The 22,623-nt window shown below is 64.2% G+C and carries 19 protein-coding genes and 1 pseudogene; 10 read left to right on the forward strand and 10 right to left on the reverse strand.

The features are described 5' to 3' along the window. Positions 1-3 precede the first annotated feature (3 nt). From AZG88_RS47400 to AZG88_RS47410, 4 genes and pseudogenes are all read left to right on the forward strand, one after another. Positions 4-981, forward strand: coding sequence for an FAD binding domain-containing protein (locus AZG88_RS47400; RefSeq protein ID WP_061701451.1), 978 nt, complete (start codon positions 4-6; stop codon positions 979-981). Further along, positions 978-1,130, forward strand: a complete 153-nt coding sequence (locus AZG88_RS54875; RefSeq protein ID WP_231914465.1) for a hypothetical protein — start codon at positions 978-980, stop codon at positions 1,128-1,130. The genes AZG88_RS47400 and AZG88_RS54875 overlap by 4 nt, the downstream gene beginning before the upstream one ends. Before the next feature lie 29 nt (positions 1,131-1,159). Beyond that, positions 1,160-3,124, forward strand: coding sequence for a xanthine dehydrogenase family protein molybdopterin-binding subunit (locus AZG88_RS47405; RefSeq protein WP_231914466.1), 1,965 nt, complete (start codon positions 1,160-1,162; stop codon positions 3,122-3,124). Between the two features lie 24 nt (positions 3,125-3,148). Beyond that, positions 3,149-4,294: pseudogene (locus AZG88_RS47410) on the forward strand (XdhC family protein). Positions 4,295-4,354: 60 nt separating this feature from the next. Here the strand turns inward: AZG88_RS47410 and AZG88_RS47415 are convergent. The 3 genes from AZG88_RS47415 to AZG88_RS47425 all read right to left on the reverse strand — a co-directional run bounded on the left by AZG88_RS47415 (position 4,355) and on the right by AZG88_RS47425 (position 7,788). Then, the gene (locus AZG88_RS47415; RefSeq protein ID WP_061044973.1) at positions 4,355-5,554 is read right to left on the reverse strand and encodes an acetyl-CoA C-acyltransferase; all 1,200 of its coding nucleotides are present in this window, start codon (positions 5,552-5,554) and stop codon (positions 4,355-4,357) included. Between the two features lie 73 nt (positions 5,555-5,627). After that, on the reverse strand, positions 5,628-6,377 hold the full coding sequence (locus AZG88_RS47420) for an N-acyl homoserine lactonase family protein (RefSeq protein ID WP_061044972.1): 750 nt from the start codon (positions 6,375-6,377) through the stop codon (positions 5,628-5,630). A 22-nt stretch (positions 6,378-6,399) separates the two neighbouring features. Then, entirely contained in the window at positions 6,400-7,788 is a 1,389-nt protein-coding gene (locus tag AZG88_RS47425) for an MFS transporter (protein WP_061701452.1), read from the reverse strand. 426 nt (positions 7,789-8,214) lie between these two features. Here AZG88_RS47425 and AZG88_RS47430 point away from each other — a divergent pair, with 426 nt between their 5' ends. Beyond that, on the forward strand, positions 8,215-9,231 hold the full coding sequence (locus tag AZG88_RS47430) for an MBL fold metallo-hydrolase (protein ID WP_005250248.1): 1,017 nt from the start codon (positions 8,215-8,217) through the stop codon (positions 9,229-9,231). A 72-nt stretch (positions 9,232-9,303) separates the two neighbouring features. On the opposite strand, the gene AZG88_RS47435 is transcribed toward AZG88_RS47430, so the two are convergent. Then, positions 9,304-10,647, reverse strand: a complete 1,344-nt coding sequence (locus tag AZG88_RS47435; protein WP_061044970.1) for an MFS transporter — start codon at positions 10,645-10,647, stop codon at positions 9,304-9,306. A 284-nt stretch (positions 10,648-10,931) separates the two neighbouring features. On the opposite strand from AZG88_RS47435, the gene AZG88_RS47440 reads away from it, so the two are divergent. The 5 genes from AZG88_RS47440 to AZG88_RS47460 all read left to right on the forward strand — a co-directional run bounded on the left by AZG88_RS47440 (position 10,932) and on the right by AZG88_RS47460 (position 15,981). Next, entirely contained in the window at positions 10,932-12,119 is a 1,188-nt protein-coding gene (locus AZG88_RS47440; protein WP_061044969.1) for a CaiB/BaiF CoA transferase family protein, read from the forward strand. Positions 12,120-12,162: 43 nt separating this feature from the next. Next, entirely contained in the window at positions 12,163-13,191 is a 1,029-nt protein-coding gene (locus AZG88_RS47445) for a zinc-dependent alcohol dehydrogenase family protein (RefSeq protein WP_061044968.1), read from the forward strand. Positions 13,192-13,266: 75 nt separating this feature from the next. After that, positions 13,267-14,313 carry an NAD(P)-dependent alcohol dehydrogenase gene (locus AZG88_RS47450; RefSeq protein WP_061044967.1) on the forward strand — a complete coding sequence of 349 codons (1,047 nt, stop codon included), beginning with the start codon at positions 13,267-13,269 and terminating at the stop codon, positions 14,311-14,313. Positions 14,314-14,680: 367 nt separating this feature from the next. Beyond that, on the forward strand, positions 14,681-15,001 hold the full coding sequence (locus AZG88_RS47455) for a hypothetical protein (RefSeq protein WP_061044966.1): 321 nt from the start codon (positions 14,681-14,683) through the stop codon (positions 14,999-15,001). 122 nt (positions 15,002-15,123) lie between these two features. Further along, on the forward strand, positions 15,124-15,981 hold the full coding sequence (locus tag AZG88_RS47460) for an enoyl-CoA hydratase/isomerase family protein (RefSeq protein WP_061701454.1): 858 nt from the start codon (positions 15,124-15,126) through the stop codon (positions 15,979-15,981). A gap of 653 nt (positions 15,982-16,634) precedes the next feature. Here the strand turns inward: AZG88_RS47460 and AZG88_RS47465 are convergent. From AZG88_RS47465 to AZG88_RS47485, 6 genes are all read right to left on the reverse strand, one after another. After that, a complete protein-coding gene (locus tag AZG88_RS47465) occupies positions 16,635-17,732 on the reverse strand; it encodes an alpha/beta hydrolase (protein ID WP_082764843.1) in 1,098 nt (365 codons plus the stop codon). Further along, entirely contained in the window at positions 17,729-18,022 is a 294-nt protein-coding gene (locus AZG88_RS52375; protein ID WP_156517784.1) for a hypothetical protein, read from the reverse strand. The genes AZG88_RS47465 and AZG88_RS52375 overlap by 4 nt, the downstream gene beginning before the upstream one ends. Further along, positions 18,019-19,437 (reverse strand): MmgE/PrpD family protein, encoded by a 1,419-nt coding sequence (locus AZG88_RS47470; protein WP_061044964.1) that lies wholly within the window; start codon positions 19,435-19,437, stop codon positions 18,019-18,021. Before AZG88_RS47470 ends, AZG88_RS52375 begins: the two co-directional genes overlap by 4 nt. Before the next feature lie 249 nt (positions 19,438-19,686). Beyond that, positions 19,687-20,451 (reverse strand): ABC transporter permease, encoded by a 765-nt coding sequence (locus AZG88_RS47475; protein WP_231914467.1) that lies wholly within the window; start codon positions 20,449-20,451, stop codon positions 19,687-19,689. A 134-nt stretch (positions 20,452-20,585) separates the two neighbouring features. Further along, positions 20,586-21,425, reverse strand: coding sequence for an ABC transporter ATP-binding protein (locus AZG88_RS47480; RefSeq protein WP_061044962.1), 840 nt, complete (start codon positions 21,423-21,425; stop codon positions 20,586-20,588). Between the two features lie 50 nt (positions 21,426-21,475). After that, on the reverse strand, positions 21,476-22,519 hold the full coding sequence (locus AZG88_RS47485; protein WP_061044961.1) for an ABC transporter substrate-binding protein: 1,044 nt from the start codon (positions 22,517-22,519) through the stop codon (positions 21,476-21,478). Positions 22,520-22,623 lie beyond the last annotated feature (104 nt).

Below are 22,623 nucleotides of genomic sequence, written 5' to 3' on the forward strand. Positions count from 1 at the left end.
CGCATGTTCCCCTTCCGATTCAGCAAGGCTTCCGACGAGCAAGCCGCGCTCAGCGCCGCCGCGTCGGGCGCACGCTACGTCGCCGGCGGCACCACCCTGGTCGACCTCATGCGCGAAACCGTGGAGCGACCCGAGGCGGTCGTCGACATCAATGCGCTGCCCTACCGCGACATCGATGTGCAACCCGGCCGGTTGCGTGTGGGTTCGCTGGTACGGATGGCGGAGATCGCCGCACATCCCGGGGTGCGCGAACAGTTCCCGATGATCGTGCAGGCTCTGGAACTGAGTGCGTCAGCTCAGCTGCGAAACAGTGCGTCCATCGGCGGCAATCTCCTGCAACGGACCCGGTGCCTGTATTTCCGCGACGTCACCGCGGCCTGTAACCGCCGCACACCGGGCGCGGGGTGCGCGGCGATCGGGGGCCGCAACCGCACCCATGCGATCCTGGGCACCAGCGACAGCTGTGCCGCCACCCACGCCTCGGATGTCGCAGTGGCTCTGACCGCCCTCGACGCGACCGTCATCGCGCGAGACAGCGACGGGGAACGTCGAATTCCGCTCAGCGAGTTCTATCTTCGGCCGGGTACGACGCCGGACCGCGAGAACACGCTGCGCCCGGGCGAACTGATCACCGCCGTCGAGGTCACCGTCGGTCCGGAAGCACGCCGGTCCGGCTACCTCAAGGTCCGCGACCGTGAGTCCTACGAATTCGCACTGACCTCGGCGGCGGTTGCCCTCGACATCACCGGCGGCAGGATCCGCACCGCGCGGGTTGCCGTCGGTGGGGTCGGTACCGTGCCGTGGCGGCTGCCGTCGGTGGAGCGCGCTCTCGTCGGGCAGGCGCCGAGCGCCGAACTGTGGCGCACCGCGGCCGCCACCGCAGCCGACGGTGCGCAACCATTGTCGGAGAATGGTTTCAAAGTCGAATTGATCAAGCGGACCGTCGAACGTCAGCTCTCGACCATCGGAGCACTGCCGTGACCCTCGCGAGCGGCCGGCCCATCTCCCGCGTCGACGGACCACTCAAGGTCACCGGCAAGGCCACCTACACCGCCGACAATATCGAACCCGGCCTGGTCTACGCCGTACTCGTGGACAGCACGGTCGCGCGCGGCAGGTCGACTCCATAGATACCATTGCTGCACAACAGCATTCCGGCGTGCTGGAGGTGATCACCGACTTCACCGGCGTCACGCTGCCGTTCGACCCGAAGCAGGTGCGCTCCTACGGACAGCCGATCGCAGTGGTCCTCGCCTCCACATCGGAAGCCGCGATCCACGGCGCAAGGTTGGTCACCGCGCGCTACACCGAGGCACCGCAGATCACCGACATGCACGACCCCACGGCGCCGGCCGAACCCAACACCCGCACCCCCGACTACAGCCGAGGCGACCCTGAAGGCGCCCTCGCGTCGGCGGCAGTGGTCAGCGATCTGCATTACGACATCGCGCGCAACAATCACAACCCCATCGAATTGCCCGCGACCGTCGCCCGGTGGGACGGCGATCGGCTCACCGTGCGCGACAAGGTGCAGGGTGTGCCGCAGTCGCAGGCGAGCTTGGCCAAGGCCTTCGGCATCCCGGCCGAGAATGTGCGGGTGATCTGCCCGTTCGTCGGTGGCGCGTTCGGCAACGCGCTCAAGGTGTGGCCGCACGAACTCATCACGTGCTTCGCCGCACGCACACTCGCGCGCCCGGTCAAGCTGGTGCTGACCCGCAAACAGCTCTACAGCGTGGTCGGATTCCGCCCGGCCAGCAGCCAGCGCCTGGCCGTCGGCGCCGACCGGGCGGGGACGATCAGCTCGATCATCCACGAGGTGTCCATCGAGACCTCGCGCTACGACCAATATCTGGAAGGCAACACGCCGTACGCGCGGTTCATGTACAACTCTCCCAACATGCGCTCCACCGCGCGCCTGGTGCCGCTCGACATCAACCCGGCCGCGCCCATGCGGGGACCGGGGACCGTCACCGGCGCGTACTCCATGGAGTGCGCGATGGACGACCTGGCGCACCGGCTCGGCATGGATCCCATCGACTTGCGGTTGCGCAACGAACCGGTGGTCGACCAGTCCGAAGGACTGCCCTTCTCCACCCGGCGGGTCACCGAGTGCTTTCGCCGCGGCGCCGACGTCTTCGGCTGGTCGCGTCGCAATCAGGTGCCCGGAGTCACGCGCGAGGGCAACCTCCTGATCGGATACGGCACCGCGGCTGCGGCCTATCACACACTGACCGCCGACTCCTCCGCGGTGGCTCAGGCCAACGCCGACGGCACCTTCGAGGTCCGCAGCGCCACGATCGACATGGGGCCGGGTACGTACACGTCCATGACCCAGGTGGCCGCCGACGCACTGGGCGTGCCGATGTCACGGGTGCGATTCGTACTCGGCGACAGCACCTTCCCTCCCGCGCCCCTGCACGGTGGCTCGATGACGATGGCCAGCGTCGGGTCGGCCGTGCACATCGCGGGAAACATGCTGCGTGACAGGTTTATTCGGACCTCCGTCGTCGATCCGGGTTCCCCGCTGAACGGTCTGCGCCCGGACCAGGTCGGTGTCGCCGACGGCCGCATGTTCCAGACCGATGACCAGGCCCGCGGCGAGACGTACCAGGACCTGCTGCGGCGCCGCGGCTGGAACACCCTGGATTCCCAGCAGGACTGGGATGCCGGCGACGCCGCCGAACGGTATTCGATGTGGGCCTACGGTGCGGTGTTCGCCGAGGTCGCCGTCGACGAACTGCTCGGCACGGTCCGGGTCCGGCGTATGCACGCCTGCTACGACTCCGGGCGGATCATCAACCCGAAACTCGCCCATAGCCAAGCCATCGGCGGCATGGTCGGCGGGATCGGGATGGCGTTGCTGGAAGGCACGCACCTCGACTACCGCGACGGTAAGATCGTCAACGCCAACCTGGCCGACTACCTGGTCCCCGTCAACGCCGACATCACCGCCCTCGACGCGGAATTCCTGCCCGCCGAGGACATGATCGCCGACCCGCTCGGAGTGAAGGGGCTCGCCGAGGTGGTGATAGTCGGCGTGCCCGCAGCAGTTGCGAACGCAGTGTTCAACGCGACCGGAAAACGGGTTACCAGCCTTCCCATCACCCTGGACACACTGTTGTGACGGCTCGTCGGCGGGGAGGTCCGCATGCGTGAAGTGCTGGCGGATGTGATGGCGGTCTGGCGGGCAGGCGGCACGGCGGGTGTCGCCACCGTGGTGCGAACTCTGAGGTCGGCGCCACGGCTGCCGGGCGCCACGATGACCGTGGCCCCGGACGGCGTGGTCGCAGGATCCGTGTCGGGAGGCTGCGTCGAGGCGGCGGTGTACGAACTCGCGCGCGAAGTCGCCGACACTCAGTGACCGACACTGCGGCGCTACGGCGTCAGCAGCGATGACTCGTTCGACGTCGGCCTCACCTGCGGCGGGGAGCTCGACATCTTCGTCGAGGCGGTGTCGCAGCGCACCTTTCCTCAGTTTCAGACCGTGGCCGACAACCTTGCCGCTCACCGACCGACCGCGGTGGCAACCATCATCGCCCACCCCGACGACAACCGGGTCGGGGCCAGGCTGGTGATCGAGAACGACACGGCCTCCGGCACGCTCGGATCGGCGCGCACCGACGCTGCGGTGCGCGACGACGCGCGTGGTTTGCTCGCTGTCGGCCGCAGCACCGTGCTCTCGTACGGGCCGGAGGGAGAGCGGCAAGGCGACGGGATGGAGGTCTTCGTCGCCAGCCATGCGCCGCCGCCGCGGATGCTGATCTTCGGTGCGGTCGACTTCGCCGCCGCCCTGGCACAGCAAGGATCGCTGCTGGGTTATCGGGTCACCGTGTGCGATGCCCGCCCGGTCTTCGCGACTCCCGCCCGGTTCCCCGCCGCCGACGAAGTCGTCGTGGAGTGGCCCCACCGCTACCTCGCGGCCCAAGCCGACGACGGTGCGATCGATGCCACCACGGTGATCTGTGTGCTCACCCACGACCCGAGGTTCGATGTTCCGGTCCTCGACATCGCGTTGCGGCTGCCCCGGGTCGGTTATGTCGGTGCGATGGGATCGCGAAGCACTCATACCGATCGGCTGCGGCGGCTGCGGCAAGCGGGCCTGACCGACACCGTACTGTCGCGGCTGCGCAGTCCGATCGGTTTGGATCTGGGCGCACGCACACCCGAGGAAACGGCGGTATCGATCGTGGCCGAGGTCGTCGCGTCACGGTGGGGCGGTGCCGGTCGTCCGTTGGCCGAGACCGGCGTGCGGATACATCGCGACGTTTCCGATGCCGTCACCATCACCCGTTGAAGTCGGCCCTCCGAGCACCCCGAGATGATCGGCGCACGCTTCACATGGTGTTCATGTGGTTCAGATTTCGAATAGCCCAGCGGCGCCCATGCCGCCGCCGATGCACATGGTGACCACGACGTATCGGGCTCCGCGGCGACGCCCTTCGAGTAGTGCGTGTCCGACGAGGCGGGCGCCGCTCATGCCGTAGGGGTGGCCGATGGAGATGGCGCCGCCGTTGACGTTGTAGCGATCGGGGTCGATGCCGAGGTGGTCGCGGCAGTACACCGCCTGGGAGGCGAAGGCCTCGTTGAGTTCCCACAGGTCGATGTCGTCGACCTTCAGGTCGTGTTGGCGGAGCAGTTTCGGGATGGCGTGGACGGGGCCGATGCCCATCTCGTCCGGGTGGCTGCCGGCGACGGCCATCCCTCGGTAGGTGCCGAGGACATCGAGGCCGCGGCGGGCCGCCTCCCGGCCTTCCATGAGCACGGCGGCCGAGGCGCCGTCGGAGAGCTGGGAGGCGTTGCCTGCGGTGACGGTGGCCTTCTCGGTGACGTGCCCGTTCTCGAGGACGGTGCGCAGCCCGGCGAGTCCGGCGAGATCAGTCTGTGGGCGGTTGCCTTCGTCCTGGGTCACGGTGACCGTCTCGACGCCGGCCTCCCCGGTGGAGCGGTCGGTGACCGCCTTGGTGGTGGTGAGGGGAACGATCTCGGCATCGAACAGCCCCGCCTGCTGAGCGGCGGCGGTGCGGTGCTGGGACAGAAGTGCGAAGGCGTCCTGGCGATCGCGGGAGACGCCGTAGCGTTCGGCGACGATCTCGGCCGTCTCGAGCATCGGCATGTACGTCTGCGGCAGGTTCTCCACCAGCCACGGGTCACGGGCCCGGTAGCGGTTCGCGTGATCATTCTGCACCAGCGAAATCGATTCGACGCCGCCGCCGACCGTGACGGTCATGCCGTCGGCAATGATCTGTTTCGCGGCGGTGGCGATTGCCATCAGCCCGGATGCGCACTGGCGGTCGATGGTCATACCCGGCACGGTGACCGGCAGCGAGGCGCGCAGCGACGCCTGGCGGGCGATGTTGAGTCCGGAGGCGCCTTCCTGCATGGCGCAGCCGAGGACGACGTCGTCGATCTCGGCAGGGTCGATCGAGGCCCGCTCCACCGCGGCGGTGATCGCGTGGGCGGCGAGGTGCTGCGGCTGGGTGTTGTTGAAGGCGCCGCGGTAGGCCTTGCCGATCGGGGTTCGTGCCGTGGAGACGACGACGGCTTCTCGTGTCACTGGGTTCCTTCCGGAGTGAGGCGATGATGTTCAGCAGGGAGCCGGGGTTCGGCGCCCTCGAGAATCGGCGGGATCACTTGAAAATCGACCGTTCGAGGACACGGAAGTCATGGCTCGGGATGACCTCGCAGTCAAGGGCTTCGATCTTCAGCAGACTCTCCTGATAGGCGACGAGATCGGTGAAGAGTCCGACGGGAATGTGGTCGGCTTCGGCGTCGCCCTCCCAGTTGTCGTACAGGTAGACGCAGTCGCCGGCGATGAGGTAGCGGGTGGTGTCTGCCTCGACGAGAACTCCCTGCGACCCCGGCGTGTGCCCTGGCAACGCGACCAGTGTGATTCCCGGAGCCAACTCGGTGTCACCGTCGACGGGAACGATCTTGTCCTCGGCTCGCTGCCAGGCGGGGTCCATATCTGGCAGTGCTTCGAATTGCCGACAGTGCCAGGGCACGGGCTGTCGGGCGAAGTCGAGTTCACGTTGCTGGACGACGACGCGTGCGTTGGGGAACAGATGGTTGTTCGAGCTGTGATCCCAATGCAGGTGTGTGTTGACGACGAGGCGCACGTCGTCCGGATCGATCCCGGCGGACCGCAGCGCCACCTCCGGTCGTTCCTCGACAGTTTGTTCCATCTTGATGCGGTGGGTGTCCCAGGCTCGGCTGAGGTCGGCCCCGGTGTCGACGACCACGGGCGCGTCCCCGCCTTCGATCACGAACATGATGAGCGGGAGGTCCATGGTGTCGCCCCATCCCCGCAGATAGGTGAACGAGGGCTTCGGGAGGCCGAATACTCGGCCGACAGAGAATGCTCTGATCGTCAGGCTCATGAGACCACTCCGATGTAGTTGTCTAGTTGTTGTCGGCTCGTGCGAATCCGATGTCGGGAGGGAGTTCGTCCAGTGCCCTGCTGCGGGTTTCTCGAAGGACGACGGTGCACGCAAGGCCCACCAGACAGTAGCCCGCCAGGAAGATCCCGAAGACGAAGCCGCCGTGGCTGCCGATGATGCTTGCTGCGACCAGCGGCGGGACGCCACCACCGAGGATGGCAGCGAGACTGTAGGCGAGACCGGCGGCGGTGAAGCGGTAGCGCGTGTGAAACAGCTCGGAGAGGAACGACCCGCAGACTCCCCAGCCGTGGCCGGCGATGAGGAAGCTCACGGTGATGCCGATCCAGAACGCGACCGGTGACTCGGTGTCGAGCAGGGGGAAGAGGACCAGCGCCCAGGGTATGCCAATCATGTTGACGATCAGCAGAACAGGTCGACGGCCGATTCTGTCGGATAGGATCGCACCCGAGATCATGGCCAGACCGTTTACCACGTTACCGACGATCCCGGCCGCGAGCACGCCATGCTGACTCAGGTGCAGCGTCGCGGTCCCGTAATTGATCAGATACGCGATCCCGATGTAGCCGAAGGCGAACGATGACACGAGCGCGCCGGCACCGAGGAGGATCTCCCTCCATTGGTTGGCCAAGGCATCCTTGAACGGGAGACTGCTTCGCCCGCGCCGCTTGACCTCGTTCGCGAAGATCGGGCTCTCCTCCAGCTTGAACCGGGCGTAGAGGCCGACTGTGACGAGAACGATGCTGAGGAGGAACGGAACACGCCAGCCCCAGGCGATGAATGCCTCGTTGCTCATGAAGAGGCCGGTCACGAAAAAGGTCGACAGCGCGAGGATGTTGGCCACCGCTCCGCCGAGGTTGGTGAACATCGACCAGAAGCCGCGGCGGTCGCTGGGAGCGTTCTCGGACGTGAACAGTGCAGCGCCTGCCCATTCACCGCCCGCGGCCAACCCTTGGGCTACGCGGAGCACGATGAGCAGGATCGGTGCGACGACCCCTGCGGTCGCTGCGGTGGGCAGCAGACCGATGATGACCGTGGCGGTACCCATCAGGCACATCGTGGAGATGAGTGTGCGCTTGCGGCCGAGACGGTCCCCGAAGTGTCCGAACAGGATGCTGCCGAACGGGCGGGCTACGAACGCTACGCCGAGAGTCGCGAATGCCACGACAGTTCCTGCGTAGGTTCCCAGGGCCGGAAAGAAGGCATGGGCGAACACCAAAGCAGCTGCTGTACCGAAGATGCCGAAGTCGTAGAACTCGATGACGGTTCCCATGAAGCTGGCGAACGCCACCTTCGGCATCTTGTTCGTCTTTGCCGCGGAAGGATCGGCGGGCTCCGTCGGGCGCTCGGCAACTGGAGAGTCTTGCGCCGGAGGGGGGAAGTAGTCGGTCAAAGCGGGTGCTCCTCAATGCCTTCGAAGTAGTGAGCGCAGCGGGCGGTTGCGGCCCCGCGGCGGCACCTAGTGCAGCCGGAACACATTCGTTCGTATATACGAACTATCGGCTCCATTTGTGAACTAAAATGTATCCCGCCTCACAACCCCCGTCAATAGCGACTCGGCTCATCGGTCCACGAACACACTGCCCGAACGCCCCGTTGACCCCGCACGCCTACCGTGGACGTCGTGACAGCCATGGCGTAGCGTCTGCACCACTCACCCAGTGTCGTTGCCCTGGGGCGGTTTCCAGTCGCCATCTTGTTGCGCGCAACATCACTGGTTCATCACCATCGGAGAGGTCATCGTCACTATGGTCCGGCGAACACAGTCGAATAGTCTTCTACCAGTCGCAAGTTCACTCACCGAGCGGAATACCGTCCGATGAGCGATTCCGACGCCTCAGGATGTTCGTTGATCGCTCCCGGCCTGTGGCAGATCGCCATGCCGTTTCCGAGTCCGTTGCGGCATTCCTTCGCCTATCTGCTGCAGTCCGATCGCGGTTATGTTGCAGTCGATCTGGGGTGGGACAGCGACGAGGGCTGGACGGCGTTCACCGATGGACTCGAGCGCGCGGGTGGAACGCTGGACGACCTGACGGGTGTGGTGGTGACTCACGGCCATCCCGACCACTACGGCCTGGCAGCACGAGTCCACCGGTCCACCGGGGCGTGGATTGCGCTTCACCCCGCCGAATACCCCCAGATAGCGCGCACCACCGCGGACCGTCGCCGGCGCCTCGCCGAAATCACGTCGTGGCTCGATCGTGTCGGAGTGCCTCCCAACAGGTCCGCCGATCTCCTCGCCGACCGTGACCAGCTCATGCTCGACATGTCGTCGCAGTGGCCGGACCGCGAACTTGTCGACGGAGCCACGGTCCCCGACACCGACGGCCAACTTCTTGCGGTGCACACACCCGGACACACACCAGGTCACATGGTGTTTCACGATCGCGGCCGGAACATTCTCTTCACCGGCGACCACCTGCTGCCCCGCGTGTCGGCCAACATCTCACAGCGCCCGACATCAGGAGAGGACCCCCTCGGCGACTACCGTGCCTCACTCACGAGGTTAGGACCATTCGGCGACGCCATGGCCGCACCCGGGCACGAGTGGACCTTCACCGGCGTCGATCGACGAGTACGCGACGTGGAAGTGCACCACCTCGCGCGGTTGGACGAAATCTGGAATGCGGTCGCAGACGGTCACCGCACGGCCTGGGACGTCGCGAATGCGGTGAAGTGGGCGCGCCCATTCGATTCGCTGAATCCGCGCGGCGCCCGCGCCGCCCTGGGCGAAACCATGTCCCACCTCGTGCGACTGGAACGCGAAGCACGGATGGAAAGGCAGGAAGGCAGTCCGCTGATCTGGTTGCCGATCGCCGATCAGACCTCTTCCTGAATTGGGGCCAGCACTGTGCCGGTACCCGTACGGGTACCGGCACAGTCTCGTACCAGGTCGAGCACCGACGGATCAGGCGGCTCGTGGGGCGTCCGGAATGTCGTCCAACTCGAAGTCCCGCGTTTCCCTCAACCTCAGCGTGCACGCGATGGAGACCAGGCCGATGCCGGCCAGCAGGACACCGAAAGCGAGACCTCCCCATGTCGAGATGACACTCGCGGCGATCAGCGGGGGAAGCGCACCACCGAAGATTCCGGCGAGGCTGTAGGACAGACCCGCGGCGGTGTAGCGGTACCTGGTGTGGAACAGCTCCGACAGGAAGGACCCCGCGACACCGAAGGCATGACCGGCAACGAGGAAGCTCACCGCAAGACCGATCCAGAACGCGGCCAGCGATTTCGTGTCGAGCAGCGGGAACAGCACCAGCGCCCAGGGGATCGCAACAATGTTCGTGACCAGCAGAATCCTTCTCCGGCCTACGCGGTCGGAACGGGTTCCGCCTGAGATGATGCCGATTCCGAGCATCACACCACCGAACACGCCGGCTCCGAGGACCTGTGAGCGATCCAGATCGAGCGTTGCGGTGCCGTAGTTGGTCAGGTAGGACGCGCCCATGTAGTTGAGAGCGAAGGCCATCAGCAGTGTGCCGGCGCCGAGCAGGATCTGCCTGCCCTGGTTGCGGAACGCGTCCGCGAACGGAAGTGAGCTGGCTCCCTCGCCCTTGATCTGCTTGGTGAACACCGGCGTGTCATCGAGCTTGAGGCGGACATAGAGGCCGAAGACCACCAGGAGCGCGCTCAGCAGGAAGGGGATCCGCCAGCCGTAGGACACGAACGTCTCGTCGGTCATGAACACACTGGTCAGCAGGAAGGTCGTTGCGGCCAGCATATTGGCGGCAGCGCCGCCCAGGTTGGTGAACATCGCCCAGAAACCACGCTTGTCCTTCGGCGCATTCTCCGTGGTGAAGAGCGCGGCACCGGCCCATTCACCGCCCGCTGCCAGCCCCTGCGCAACGCGCAAGAGAATAAGGAAGACCGGTGCGAGGACACCGATCGTTTCAGCAGTGGGAAGTACACCGATGAGAACGGTTGCAACACCCATGGTCAGCATGGTGGCGATCAGCGTGCGCTTTCGCCCGAGCCGGTCTCCGAAGTGTCCGAAGAAGATCGCCCCGAACGGTCGCGCCACGAACGCCACACCCAGCGTGGCGAACGAGACGACGGTGCCGGCCTGATTCCCCAGGGCTGGGAAGAACACGTCGGAGAACACCAACGCCGCGGCGGTGCCGTAGATGATGAAGTCGTAGAACTCGATGACAGTGCCCATGAAACTCGCGAGGGCCACCTTGCGCATCTTCTTCGTGCTGGGGGGCGAAGCAGGGGAATCCACCCCTACCGGCTGCTCGTGCAGCGACATCCGGCCTTCTCCTTGATGGTGGGTCGATTCGACGTGAAGCCGAATCGCCGCGGCCCCGCACCTCGATACAGAGTTCGTATATAAGTACGAGTGTTCCTAATAAGAATCCATTTGACGATAACTGTGGCGCCCGTCACGAGTCAAGAGCCCACCCCGACCGCCGGCGCGAGGGCGCGACACTGCCGCCTCGGCCCCATTTTCGTTCATTGACACCTCCCTGGGGCACGCCTATCGTTTCGCAGTAACAAACTTTTGTCCGTAATTACGATCACGAAGGGGTGGGTATGCCCGCACTCAACGGTGTGAAGGTCATCTGCGTCGGGCAGTTCTATTTCGCGCCCTACTGCTCCATGTTGCTCGCGCGGCTCGGCGCGGACGTCATCAAGATCGAGGCGCCCGCGGGCGACCCGTATCGCAGGTTGGCCACCGCCGCCGAGGACGGCTCGTCAGTCCAGTTCAGCATGTTGAACTCCGGTAAGCGGGCCATGCGGTTGGACCTGAAGAACCCCGACGGACAGGCCGTGCTTCGGCGACTGGCCGAAACCGCCGACGTTCTCATCCAGAATCTCGCGCCGGGCGCGATGGATCGCTATGGCCTGGGCTACGAAGAGTTGGCGAAGATCAATCCTCGGCTGATCGTTGCTTCCGGCAGCGGATTCGGCTCGTTCGGGCCGTACGCGGGACAACCCGCGATGGACCTGACCATCCAGGCCCGCACGGCTGTCATGAGCACAACAGGATTCATGGAAGGGCCCCCGACCCGCACCGGCCCCTCCGTGGTTGACTTCATGGGAGGAGCCCACCTCGTCGGCGGCGTCCTCGCGGCGCTCTATCAGCGCGAGCACACCGGTCGAGGGCAACACGTGGAGGTGGCGCTCCAGGACGCGATCCTGCCGTCGCTCACCTCGAACATCGCGGGCATGGCCCACAGCGAGAACTCGATGCCGGAACGGACCGGGAACCGTCACGGCGGCATGGCGGTCGTGCCGTACAACGCGTACCGGGCACGCGACGGCTGGGTGACCGTGCTGTGCCCCACTCAGGTGCACTGGGATCGGCTGTGCGACATCATGGGTGACCCCGACGCGAAGGATCCCCGCTTCGATTCGATGGGGGGCCGCTGCGACCACGTGGACGACGTCGACATGATCGTCGAACGGTGGACGAGCACACACACCAAGCAAGAGGTGGCCGACCTGTTGCAGAACACCGGCATCCCCACCGCCCCCGTCATCGACCTTGCCGAATTGATGGTGGATCCCCACATCGAGGAGCGTGGCGTCCTGCGCCGGATGTCCGACGACAAGGGCTCGTGGATGACACTCGGCAGCCCATTGTTCCTCTCCGACTCACCGATCGTGGAGCCGACCAGGGCTCCCGCTCTGGGAGCCGACACCGACCAGATCCTGCTCGAGGAGCTCGGTATGTCGGCCGAGGAGATCGAGAAACTGCGCTCGACTGGGGCCATCTGAGGGTGGTCGGCCCCCGTAAAATCATCTGTAACAGGAGGTAGTAATGCAGGGTCTGGTGTTCGACGGAGATCGGCGGGTTTCACTGCGCCCATTTCCAGACCCGACGCCGGGCGAGGGTGAAATCGTCATTCGGGTAACCGCATCGGGTATGTGCGGAAGCGATCTGCACTACTACCGTGCAACCGCCGACACGACGCCCGACGCGACGGACGTCTGCATCGGCGGCCACGAGCCGGCCGGCATCGTCGAGGAGCTCGGGCCGGGCTCCGACGACAGCGTGACCATCGGCGATCGTGTGATGATTCATCACTACGCGGGCTGCGGACGCTGTGTCGCATGCCGATCCGGGTGGACGCAGATGTGCACCACCAGCGCTCCCCTCGTGTACGGCAAGAACGCGCACGGCGCCCACTCCCCGTTCATGCAGGTTGCGGCCAAGTCGGCACTGAGGCTTCCCGACTCCCTCTCCTTCGAGGCCGGCGCGGCCATCGGGTGCGGGACTGGTACCGCGTGGGGCGCCCTGGAACGACTCGGCGACATCGGTGGCACCGATGTCGTGGTGTTCGGGCAAGGACCGGTCGGTCTCTCCGCAACGATGCTCGCCGCGGCGCGCGGAGCCCGTGTCATCGCAGTCGACCTCGAACCCAAGCGGTTGGCGCAGTCGACTCGGTTCGGTGCTGCCGACACCGTCGACGCCGGGTCCGTCGACGCCGTCCAGGCGATCAAAGAGCTGACTCGAGGATCGGGCGCACCGGCGATTGTGGAGACGTCCGGCGCCACCGCAGCAGCCAGGTCGGCCGTGGCGGCGCTGGCACCGTGGGGTCGTCTGTGTGTGGTGGGTTTGGGTGGCACCGTCGAACTCGATGTGCGGCAGAACCTCTCACGGCAGCTGACCGTCATGACGTCATGGTCGCTGTCGAGTGTTCAACAGCTGGAATGTGCCGATTTCATCGATCGTCACGGGCTGCCGGTCGATGACCTGTTCAGCGATCGCTGGTCCTTGGACCAAGCAGAAGAGGCGTATACGAAGTTCGACAAACAGGACGCAGGCAAAGGTGTCTTCGTCTTCTGATCGATCTGAGCAGATTCATATCCGATCCGCCTCGGCCACACGGTGGTCGGCAGAGGCGAAGAGAAAGGTCAATTGATGCTTGTCAACGCCCGCTCCACGGCTGCACCCGGTGCGCCGTTCGAAGCGACCAAGATCGAGAGACGGGATGTCGGCCCGACTGATGTACTGATCGACATTGCGTATGCCGGCATCTGTCACACCGACGTCAGTCGGGCGCGCAGCGAATTCGGCAAGACGAATTACCCGCTGGTCCCCGGGCACGAGATCGCCGGAACCGTGTCCGCCGTCGGCGGAGAGGTCAGCAAGTTCGCTGTGGGCGACCGTGTGGGGATCGGGTGCTTCGTCGATTCGTGCCGGGAATGCGACCACTGCAAAGCCGGCCTCGAGTCGTACTGCCGGGTCGAACACATCAGGACCTACAACGCCGTCGGCCGCGACGGGAAGGTCACCCAGGGCGGGTACAGCGAGAAGATCGTCGTGGACGAGGCGTATGTCCTCCGGATCCCGGACAGTCTCCCACTGGACGAGGCTGCTCCCCTCCTGTGCGCCGGAATCACCACCTATACCCCTCTTCGCCACTGGAAGGCCGGCCCCGGCAGCAGGGTCGCGATCGTGGGATTCGGCGGCCTCGGACACGTCGGTGTGTCGATCTCCAAGGCTCTCGGTGCTCACACCACCGTGCTGGATCTGACCATGGACAAGGAAGCCGACGCTCTGCGACGCGGCGCCGATGCCTATCGGCTGACGACGGATCCGACGGTCTACACCGACTATGCCGACACCTTCGACCTGATCGTGTCGACCGTGCCGGCGAACCTCGACTACGACGCCTTCCTTCAGATGCTCGCGCTCGACGGAACTTTCGTCAATCTCGGTGTCCCGAAGCGTCCGATCAGTTTCGATGTGTTCTCCCTGCTGCACAACCGCCGGTCGATCGCGGGAACGCTGGTCGGTGGAATCGAGGAGACGCAGGAGATGCTCGATTTCTGCGCCACCCACGGAATCGCTGCCGAGGTGGAGGTGATCGGCGCCGACGAGATCGATCGGGCCTACGATCGCGTCGCTGCGGGTGATGTCAAGTACCGCTTCGTCATCGACATCAGCACGATGGCTTCGGCATAATCCGCGAACCCTCATCGACCCAGCGCTCGCACGCCGTCGCCGGCCGGTGCCATCCGACGGCGACGGCGAGGGACTATGGGACTGACCCAGTAGAACAAACCATCGCGACCGTGGAATGTTGTCAAGGCGCTCCTTGCCATGCATCGTCAAAACTGCCTGCCCCGTCGTTGGCCGCCTCTGCCTCTTCGTCACGATCGACATCGACCTGATCGTCCTACCATGGGGTCGGAGTATCACGTGCGAAGGTTCTCAACGAGGCCTGATGTGACAGTCGAGAGCGTCTGGCACTCTGCGTATTTCCCTCGCTGCGGCGAGGATCCCCACACTTCCAAGGCTACGGCTGTCCCTACTATTGGATTGAATTCGCATGAACTCTCGTGAGTATCGCCAGTGGCGCCAACGGCGTCGCGCCGCCTGGATCGAAGTCAACCGTCAACGGATTCATTCCGACACCGATGCGGAGTGTCTCATCGAGTTTGCCAGCAAGTGGGCACCATTCGGGGGCGCAACCGAGGAGGAAATCCTTGTGCAGTTCGGAATGACAATGCGCCGGTTCATCGAGCGATTGTGGCAGGTCATCCCTGAATCGAACTGTCTCCCAAGTGAGATACGCATTTTAGCGAGCGTATATCCGTACCCCGCCGAGTCGGCGGTCCGCACGTCATTGGGCGTGACCGGAACCTTCTAGCATCTCGCGACAGCCTGACCGTCACATTGCCTGCCCCACCGCGCACGAGAATGTGCGACGCGACCGGCGTTCTGGGCATCTCACTGCACCCGATCCCACACCCGACAGCCCTAGGGAACATCATGACCCGCCCGCAGTACGACTCATTCACCACGTTGACGGTAGAGGACCTGGGGCGAATAGTCATCGCGACTGTGGACAACCCACCGTTGCACCTCTTGACACGCCACCTGGTAGAAGACCTCGACACATTTACCCGGCACGTCTCGGCCGACCCCGATGCGCTGGTCGTCGTCTTGAAGAGTCGGGATCCCGACATCTTTATCACTCACAACGACTTCGCAAATCTCTACCGTATGCAGCCACCAGAAATCCCCGCGTCAGTAGGTGAGGTCGGCCTCAACCACATGCACGAAATCTGCGAGCGCCTGAGGACGATGAACAAGATCACGATTGCACAGATAGAGGGCCGAGCGAGCGGCGGCGGCGCGGCCATGGTGATGGCATGTGACATGAAGTTCGGCGCCATCGGCAAAGCCGTCTTCAACACGATGTCGGTTCCCATCGGCAGCGTTCCGGGCGGTGGTGCATCGCAATACCTTCCACGCCTCGTCGGACGGTCGCGTGCGATTGAACTCATCATGGGTGGGCTCGATCTGGATGCGCTGACAGCGGAACGCTGGGGGTACCTCAACCGCGCACTTCCGCCTATGGAGATCGACGACTTCGTCTCCAGCACCGCGCGGCGCATTGCCACCTGCCCTGCGGAGGCCGTTCGCCTCACGAAGGAAGTCATCGCCCTGGTAGACGGACCCATCGAGGATGGACTGCGACAAGAGAACTTCAGACTCCGACGACTCATGGCCTCGTCTGAGTCCTTGGCTAACGTCGAGCGATTCCTCGCCATAGGTGGTGAGACTCGAGAGGGCGAGATGCGTCTAGAGGCCCTACTCGGCGATGTTCTCAGTTCCTCATTATAACGGATTACCCTCCATCAGACTGGATCAAGCAGGCACCTGGTTGGTCGGAACCTGAGCGGTGCTTGTTCGCCACCCTTCCTGTCGCTTTGCGGGACGGGTGAATATTCGGACTGTAGGCGGTGATCTTGCCGATCCTTTGGCCGGGTTACTAGTAGCCCGTAGAGGACGCTGCCGCCGGATTGTTCGTGCCCTCGACGACAGGGACGAGCAGCCGGACGTTGTCGCCGGCGCCGGCGCGACTGGCTCCTCGATCCCCCTCCAGACGTATCGCTGATGACACTCGGCGAATTTTCAGCGAGCGCCATCATCGCCGCCGACGGCGTCACCTGTTTCCTAAAGTTGTTCGTTGACATGAGATCTGCCTCGTGCCGATGTCGCACAAGCCCTTCGGAGAGGCTGCCACTAACTCATCGGTGCCCGCCCAGAGTGGGCGGGCACCGTGACCAGAAGTTAAATGGCTGTTCCGACGATCAGTGAAGCACTGATCCACCCGGCCAAGGAGTGTGACCAGAGCCCCGAGGTCGGTCATAGCCAATTGCACCGACTGACAATCGTTGTCCGATCCTTCCCCAACACAGACGGTCTCAGCTGCCAATTACCTTGCGCCGACTATCATTGGGTAAACCCGACTGCTCCCACTTACTCGCTGCACCTTATGCAGAAGTGGCGAGGATCCACTCGCGGAGTAAGCGCGCGATGTCGGCGCTGTTCTTCTCCAACATCATCATGTGCCCGTTGCCGTGAATACCTCGCTCGGCGAGTCGAATGAAATCGTGCTCGACACCAGCTTGGGCGAAGTACGCCGACGTCGCGTGGTCGTACGGCGCGTGATACGAAGCCTCGCCGGACACGATCAGAATTCGGAGACGAGCCAAATTCGGCAGCCTGCGCGCAGGCTCTGCCTGACGCCAGTACCGCACGAATCCGGGTCCGTCCGCCCTTTCCTGACGCTCGAACGACAGCTCGTCCGCCGATTCGGCAGGCGGCGAGTACGTGATCGGCGCCCGCGTTACTCCCCATGGCCGGGCGAGATCAGCATCGTCGAACCAGTCCGGCTCCGGAGTGAAACGTACATCGTAGACCGGCGGACCGTTCGGTTCGATCGCCACGATTGCGCGTGTTAAATCGGGACGTGCGTCGCCGATCTGCCAACCGAAGGGGGCGCCCAGGGAATGGGTGAGTAGAACAGCGGGACCGATCTTGTCGAGCAACGCGGCGCCGGCGTCGCGCATGGCACGCTCCACCGACGCTGCGTCGACCGAACTCGATACCTGTGACGCGTAGAACTGGTCGAAGGTCGGATCTCCTCGATTTCCTTCCCCTGGCCACTGGGAGTGCAGGTGCGCCTGCGGCCAGGCCGGTGCCGACCCGTCGGCGCACACCCGGCCCGCTACCGCGGTTGCCGGGCGTACTGCGCCCACCTGGTCGTGACCTTGGGCTCGACCTCGGCCTGGCGCGTCGACGACGTACACGGCGAATCCGTGCGCAACGAAGTTGTCGGCCCAGCCACGTCGCCCATCGGGCGTCGATAGGAAGCCGGCGCCGGTCTGTCCGCCTCCATGAATCATTATCACTGGAAACGGGTAACGCAGGTCCGCGGGTCGCTGGTATTGCACGAATACCTGGCCCGTCATGGTGTCCGTGTCATCGTTGTACCGGCCACCGACATAGAAGCAGCCTTGGTCGGACAGTACGAGCGGCCATCCGGATTCCTCTGTATCCTGGGCGGGTTCGTTCCGCTGTTCTGTCATGTCCTCGTCCGCAATGCCTGTGAACGTCGACACGCCTGTCCGGTCGTAGCTCGCCCGAGAACTCCGTCCATCGAGATCAACGGTTCGGTGCTGGTGCTGGTGCTGGTGCTGGTGACTACGGTCCACGGAGTGGGGTCGTGGGCGTGCTGCAGCCAGTCACCGCCGAGCGCCAACGAATCAAGCTCGACAAGGGTGAGCATCCCACCGTCGACGACCTGTACTGCTCCTTTCGACGCGGCACCGGACGAGGATTCAGCTGGATTGGACAGGTCGGGTTGTGTAGACGTCACGACACAGGTCCTCCAGCGAGCAGGCTACTCACCTCATTGACGTCGTCTACCGATTCGAGGGATGCGCACGCCTGGAAGAACTGATCGAAACGACTCTGTCCGACCCGACGTACCAGCAGGTCTTCCCATTTCGCCCGCAGATCGTCCCAGGTCGGGGCTGGGGTCCTGAATCGATGCCCACGGGGGTGCTCGACCCTGCGCGAAACCGAGCCACCGGCGAACTCGATCGTCACTTCGGCGCCTCGCCCTTGCGGCTGAACGCGATCGAATTCCGCGTCGCGGATCAGGTGGACGAGCGACTTCAGGTGCAGCACCTTCGGGTCGTTGAGCAACGTCGCCGAGTGTGCTTCGTCGAATCCAAGGTTGCCAGCGACCAGAGCGGCCGCAACCATGTGCTGTAGACAGATGGTCGGCATCGACCGGTTGTCGACAACGCTGGCGGGATGAGACGGCATACGAACGGTGATCCGCTCGATGTCGTCGAGCTCGAAGCCGTGCTCACTCTTCAATCCGAGGGCGGCTTCAACCGGGGAATGGATGGGGTAGCCAGCGGAATAGAACTTGAAATTCGCGCCCATCACCGCATAGTCGGCGCCGAGATCCTTCGCCAGCTGTCCCTCACGGCCCTGTTCGGCCCAAGTGTCGATGATCCCGCCCGGTGCCTCGAAAATGTTATCGCTGGCCTCGAAACCCGTTGCCGCCAGCACCGCGCCGGTGACGCCCGCGTATGCCGCCTGGCCGGTGACGAACGCTTTACTCATGTGCCTGCGTTCCCCGTAGGGCGCGTTGAGCGCAACGCTTTGCTGGACCGCCAAAGCGGCGGCGAACAGGTGACGGCTCTCGTCCAAACCGAGCAGCCGCGCACATGCGAATGCCGCACCCAGCGAATGCAGTGAACCCGGATCGATCCCATGGTTGCCCATCATGGGCGCAAGGCCACCTGTCACCGAGATGACTCGTGCGCCGACGTCGTAACCGAGGGTCACTGCGTTCACCAGATCGCGGCCGGTGCAGAACTGGCGTTCGGCCAGTGCAGCCGCCGCCGGGACAATGATCGCGGCCGGATGACCGGTGCCGAGGAAGTCCGACGTTGCATGGACGCTGTCGAACTCATCGGCGTGGCCGGAGGTGCCGTTGGCGAGGGCAGCTAGGGGCGCTGAACTTCGGTCGGGTGCTCCGAGCACCACTGACTGCGGTTTGCCGCCCATATCGGCGACGTAGCGTCCGATGATCCGGCCTGCCGGGAGCTCGGCGCCTACGAACCCGCAGGCGAGCTGGTCGAACACGATGAGCTTCGCACGATCGGCCACCTCCCCGGGCAGTGTTTCGTACTGGGTGGCAGTGGCGTAGCTCGCCAATGCATAAGCGGCACTGCCGACCAGGGTGTCTGCGGCGACTTCATGTTGCTTGAGCATTCTTTTCCGTATCTTCGTCGTGACGATGTCAATCGCGACACCGCCAGGGGGGCGAACGCCTCGTTGAGTTCCATCGGTCGATGCCGTCGACCTTCAGATCGCACAGCCCTTGGGCTACGCGGACCGGACCGGACCGCTACCGGTCTCGTCGGGTCGCAGCCGACCGCGATTTTTCCTGTCGGTGCCGGGATACCGGGTCCGACGCGGCGCTGGGGCTTTCGGCGACGCGGCGTCGCGGCTGACTCGGCATCACATCGCGCTGCCGGAGTTCTTCCATTCGAGCGGCTTCTTCGTCAGCGCGGTCATGACCCTGTCGATCAGGAATCCGGCAAGCAGGAGCGCGATCAGCGCCGCGTACGTGCCCGCGGAGTTGAACGACGACGCGTTACGTGCGACGAGGTGACCGAGGCCCTGGTCGCCGGCGAGCATCTCGGCGACGACGACTCCGACGATCGCCTGCGGCACCGCGAGCTTGAGTCCTGCGAAGACCCACACCAGCGCCGAGGGAAGCCGGACGCGCCACAGTACGTCCAGGGTCGATCCGCCCATGATGCGGACGGAGCTGATCAGCGATTGCTTCACTTCCCGGATGCCGAAGAAGGTGTTGAAGAAGATGAGAAAGAATGCGACGACCGACGCGGTGAGGATTCCCAGTGCTGATCCGATTCCGACCCACATGATGAAGAGCGGGATCAGGGCGAACTTCGGCATGGTGTAAAGCGCGGTGATGAATGGTTCGAAGGTGTCGCCCAATAGCCGTGACTGACCCAGGATTACTCCGACCGCGATGCCGGCGGTTCCACCGAGCACCAGACCGAGGGCGGCGTTGCTGAACGTCTGGAGAGCGGCGTCGAAGACGGTTCCGTCGAGCAGCCATTCCCAGAAGAGCGGGAACACCTTCGATGGCGCGCTGATCATGATGTCGTTGATCAGCCGACCCGAGACGAGCTCCCAGGTAGTGACCAGGAATGCGATGATCGCGATCTGTGCGAGGGCGATTTTCGCACGGTGCATCCTACGAGTGTGTGAGACCGTACTGCGCCGCTTCACCGACGGGGACGCCGGACCCGCCGGTGCGCTGAGGACTTGTGTGGACATAATATTCACCTGTCTTCGTCAGGGGTTGATGCTCGATGGATTCGTCACGCTCAAACGGCTGGCATGTTCGGGTCACGCGCGCCACGGAGCCCTTCATTCAACTCGCGCTCGAACCGGGCGTACTCGTCTGTGTAGACGATGGTTTCGAGGTCCCTGTCGTCACCGTAGGGAACTTGGAACTCGGCGACCAAGCGGCCGGGTCGCCCTCCGCCGACGATCAGCACTCGGTCGGCCAGCTTTGCTGCCTCGGCGATATCGTGAGTGACGAAGACGACCGTTTGGTTCAGTTTCTTCACTGTTCGTCGTAGCTCGACATGCATCTGGTGGCGAAGCTGGGCGTCGAGGGCCGCGAACGGCTCGTCCATCAGGAGCAGGCGGGGATCGTAGATCATGCTTCGTGCGAGGAGTGCGCGGCGGCGCATGCCACCACTGAGCTGGCTCGGAAACAGACTTCCGGCTTCCGAGAGATCCAGAAGCGAGAGGTAGTGCTCGACCTGCGCCTTGGTTTCGGACTTGCTCACTCCTCGCATGCGCAGAGGCAGACCGACATTCGCTTGGACGGACATCCAGGGCAGGAGGGTGTCGTCCTGAGTCATGTAGCCGACATTGGTGTTGACACCGTTGATCTCGGCGCCGTCGAAACGGACGTATCCGCTGCGCGGGCTCAGCAGTCCGGCGGCGAGGTTGAGGATGGTGGTCTTTCCGCATCCGCTCGGTCCGAGCAGGACGACGAACTCGCCAGGTTCGACCTGCATTGTCACATTGTGGAGAACGTCTTCACGTTCGTCGAAACCTATCGCTAGGTTGCGTACCTCAAAGATCGGCCCGGATGCGGGGCTGGTAGCTGATTTCGCGGCGGCTCGTCTTGCATGGTGGGCTAACTTCGACATGATCAGGCTCCTAGAGGTATAGCTCGGGGTAGGCGTTGACTCGAGCTCCGTCAGTTCTCTCCGCGCGCCACCGGGTTGACGACTGTCTCGTATTCCAGTTCGGAATAGTCATGTTCGGAGAGAGGATCGAAGATTCGGACGAAGGTGTTCCAGTCCTCTCGAGTGAACAGGTTGCCCTCGTAGTACGCCTTGACGGCTTCGGTCCACGCGAGGTCGAACACCTGCTGATCCATACCGGAGTAGATGGAGTTCTTCAGGATCTGCCCCGTCTTCTCCGGCTCTTGCTTCGTCATCCGGGTGGTTTCGGCGAGTGCCTCGCGGATGCGGTCGACGAGCTCGGGGTTCTGCTCGATGAAGCGGGTGGGGGCGAAAACCACATTGCAGACGTAGCCGTCCAGTGCCGGTGCTTCGCCGGCCGGCACCGAGATGAGCGTGGTGGCAGTACCTCTCGCCACGGCAACCTCGCCAGAACCGGCAGCAGCCCACGTTGCATCGTAGGTACCCTGCTCGAGGCCTGCTCCTACTGCAGTCGTGGTGTCTGCGAGGGGAACGAGCTTGACGTCGCGGTCGGGGTCAAGCCCTGCGTGGGTCAGCACGACGCGCAGCGCGGAATTGCCGGCCGAGCCGGTCACTCCTGCGCCGATCGTCATTCCGCGAAGTGCCTGCACTCGCTCGTCCGGGCCGGCATTGACGTCGACGTTGAACCTCTCGATCGCGCTGTTCGAGACGACCAGGCTCTGGATGATGTCGCTGGTACCTGCGATGATCTGAAGATCCGCTCCGCCGATCACGGCGTCGACGAACGCGTTGGAGCCTGCGATTGCGATGTCGGCATCGCCGGAGAGGATCGCTGCGATCTGGTTCGAGCTTCCCGATCCAGCGATGTTCACTTGTTCGAAGTTCAGACCGTCCTGCGTGAAATCACCTTGAGTCAAGAGTGCTGCGGGCGCCGTGTTGAACGACTGGCTGCTTGTGACTCGGACGGTCGTCACGCCAGCTTCGTCGGCCTTCAGTGGCCCGGACTGAGCGCCGCAGGCCGTCAATGCAACCGCGAGTGCAGGAATGGCCACCATGGCCAGTCGGCGAAACATCATTGTTCATTCCTCGTATTGATTCGGTGGTGTGCAACGACCGCTGGGCGCGAGACCGGATGGCGTTGACATTGTTGTCGCAACTGCTATCCGATGGACTTGTACTC

Origin of the sequence: Rhodococcus sp. LB1 (assembly GCF_001583455.1) — a bacterium.
Lineage (GTDB): Bacteria > Actinomycetota > Actinomycetes > Mycobacteriales > Mycobacteriaceae > Rhodococcus_F > Rhodococcus_F opacus.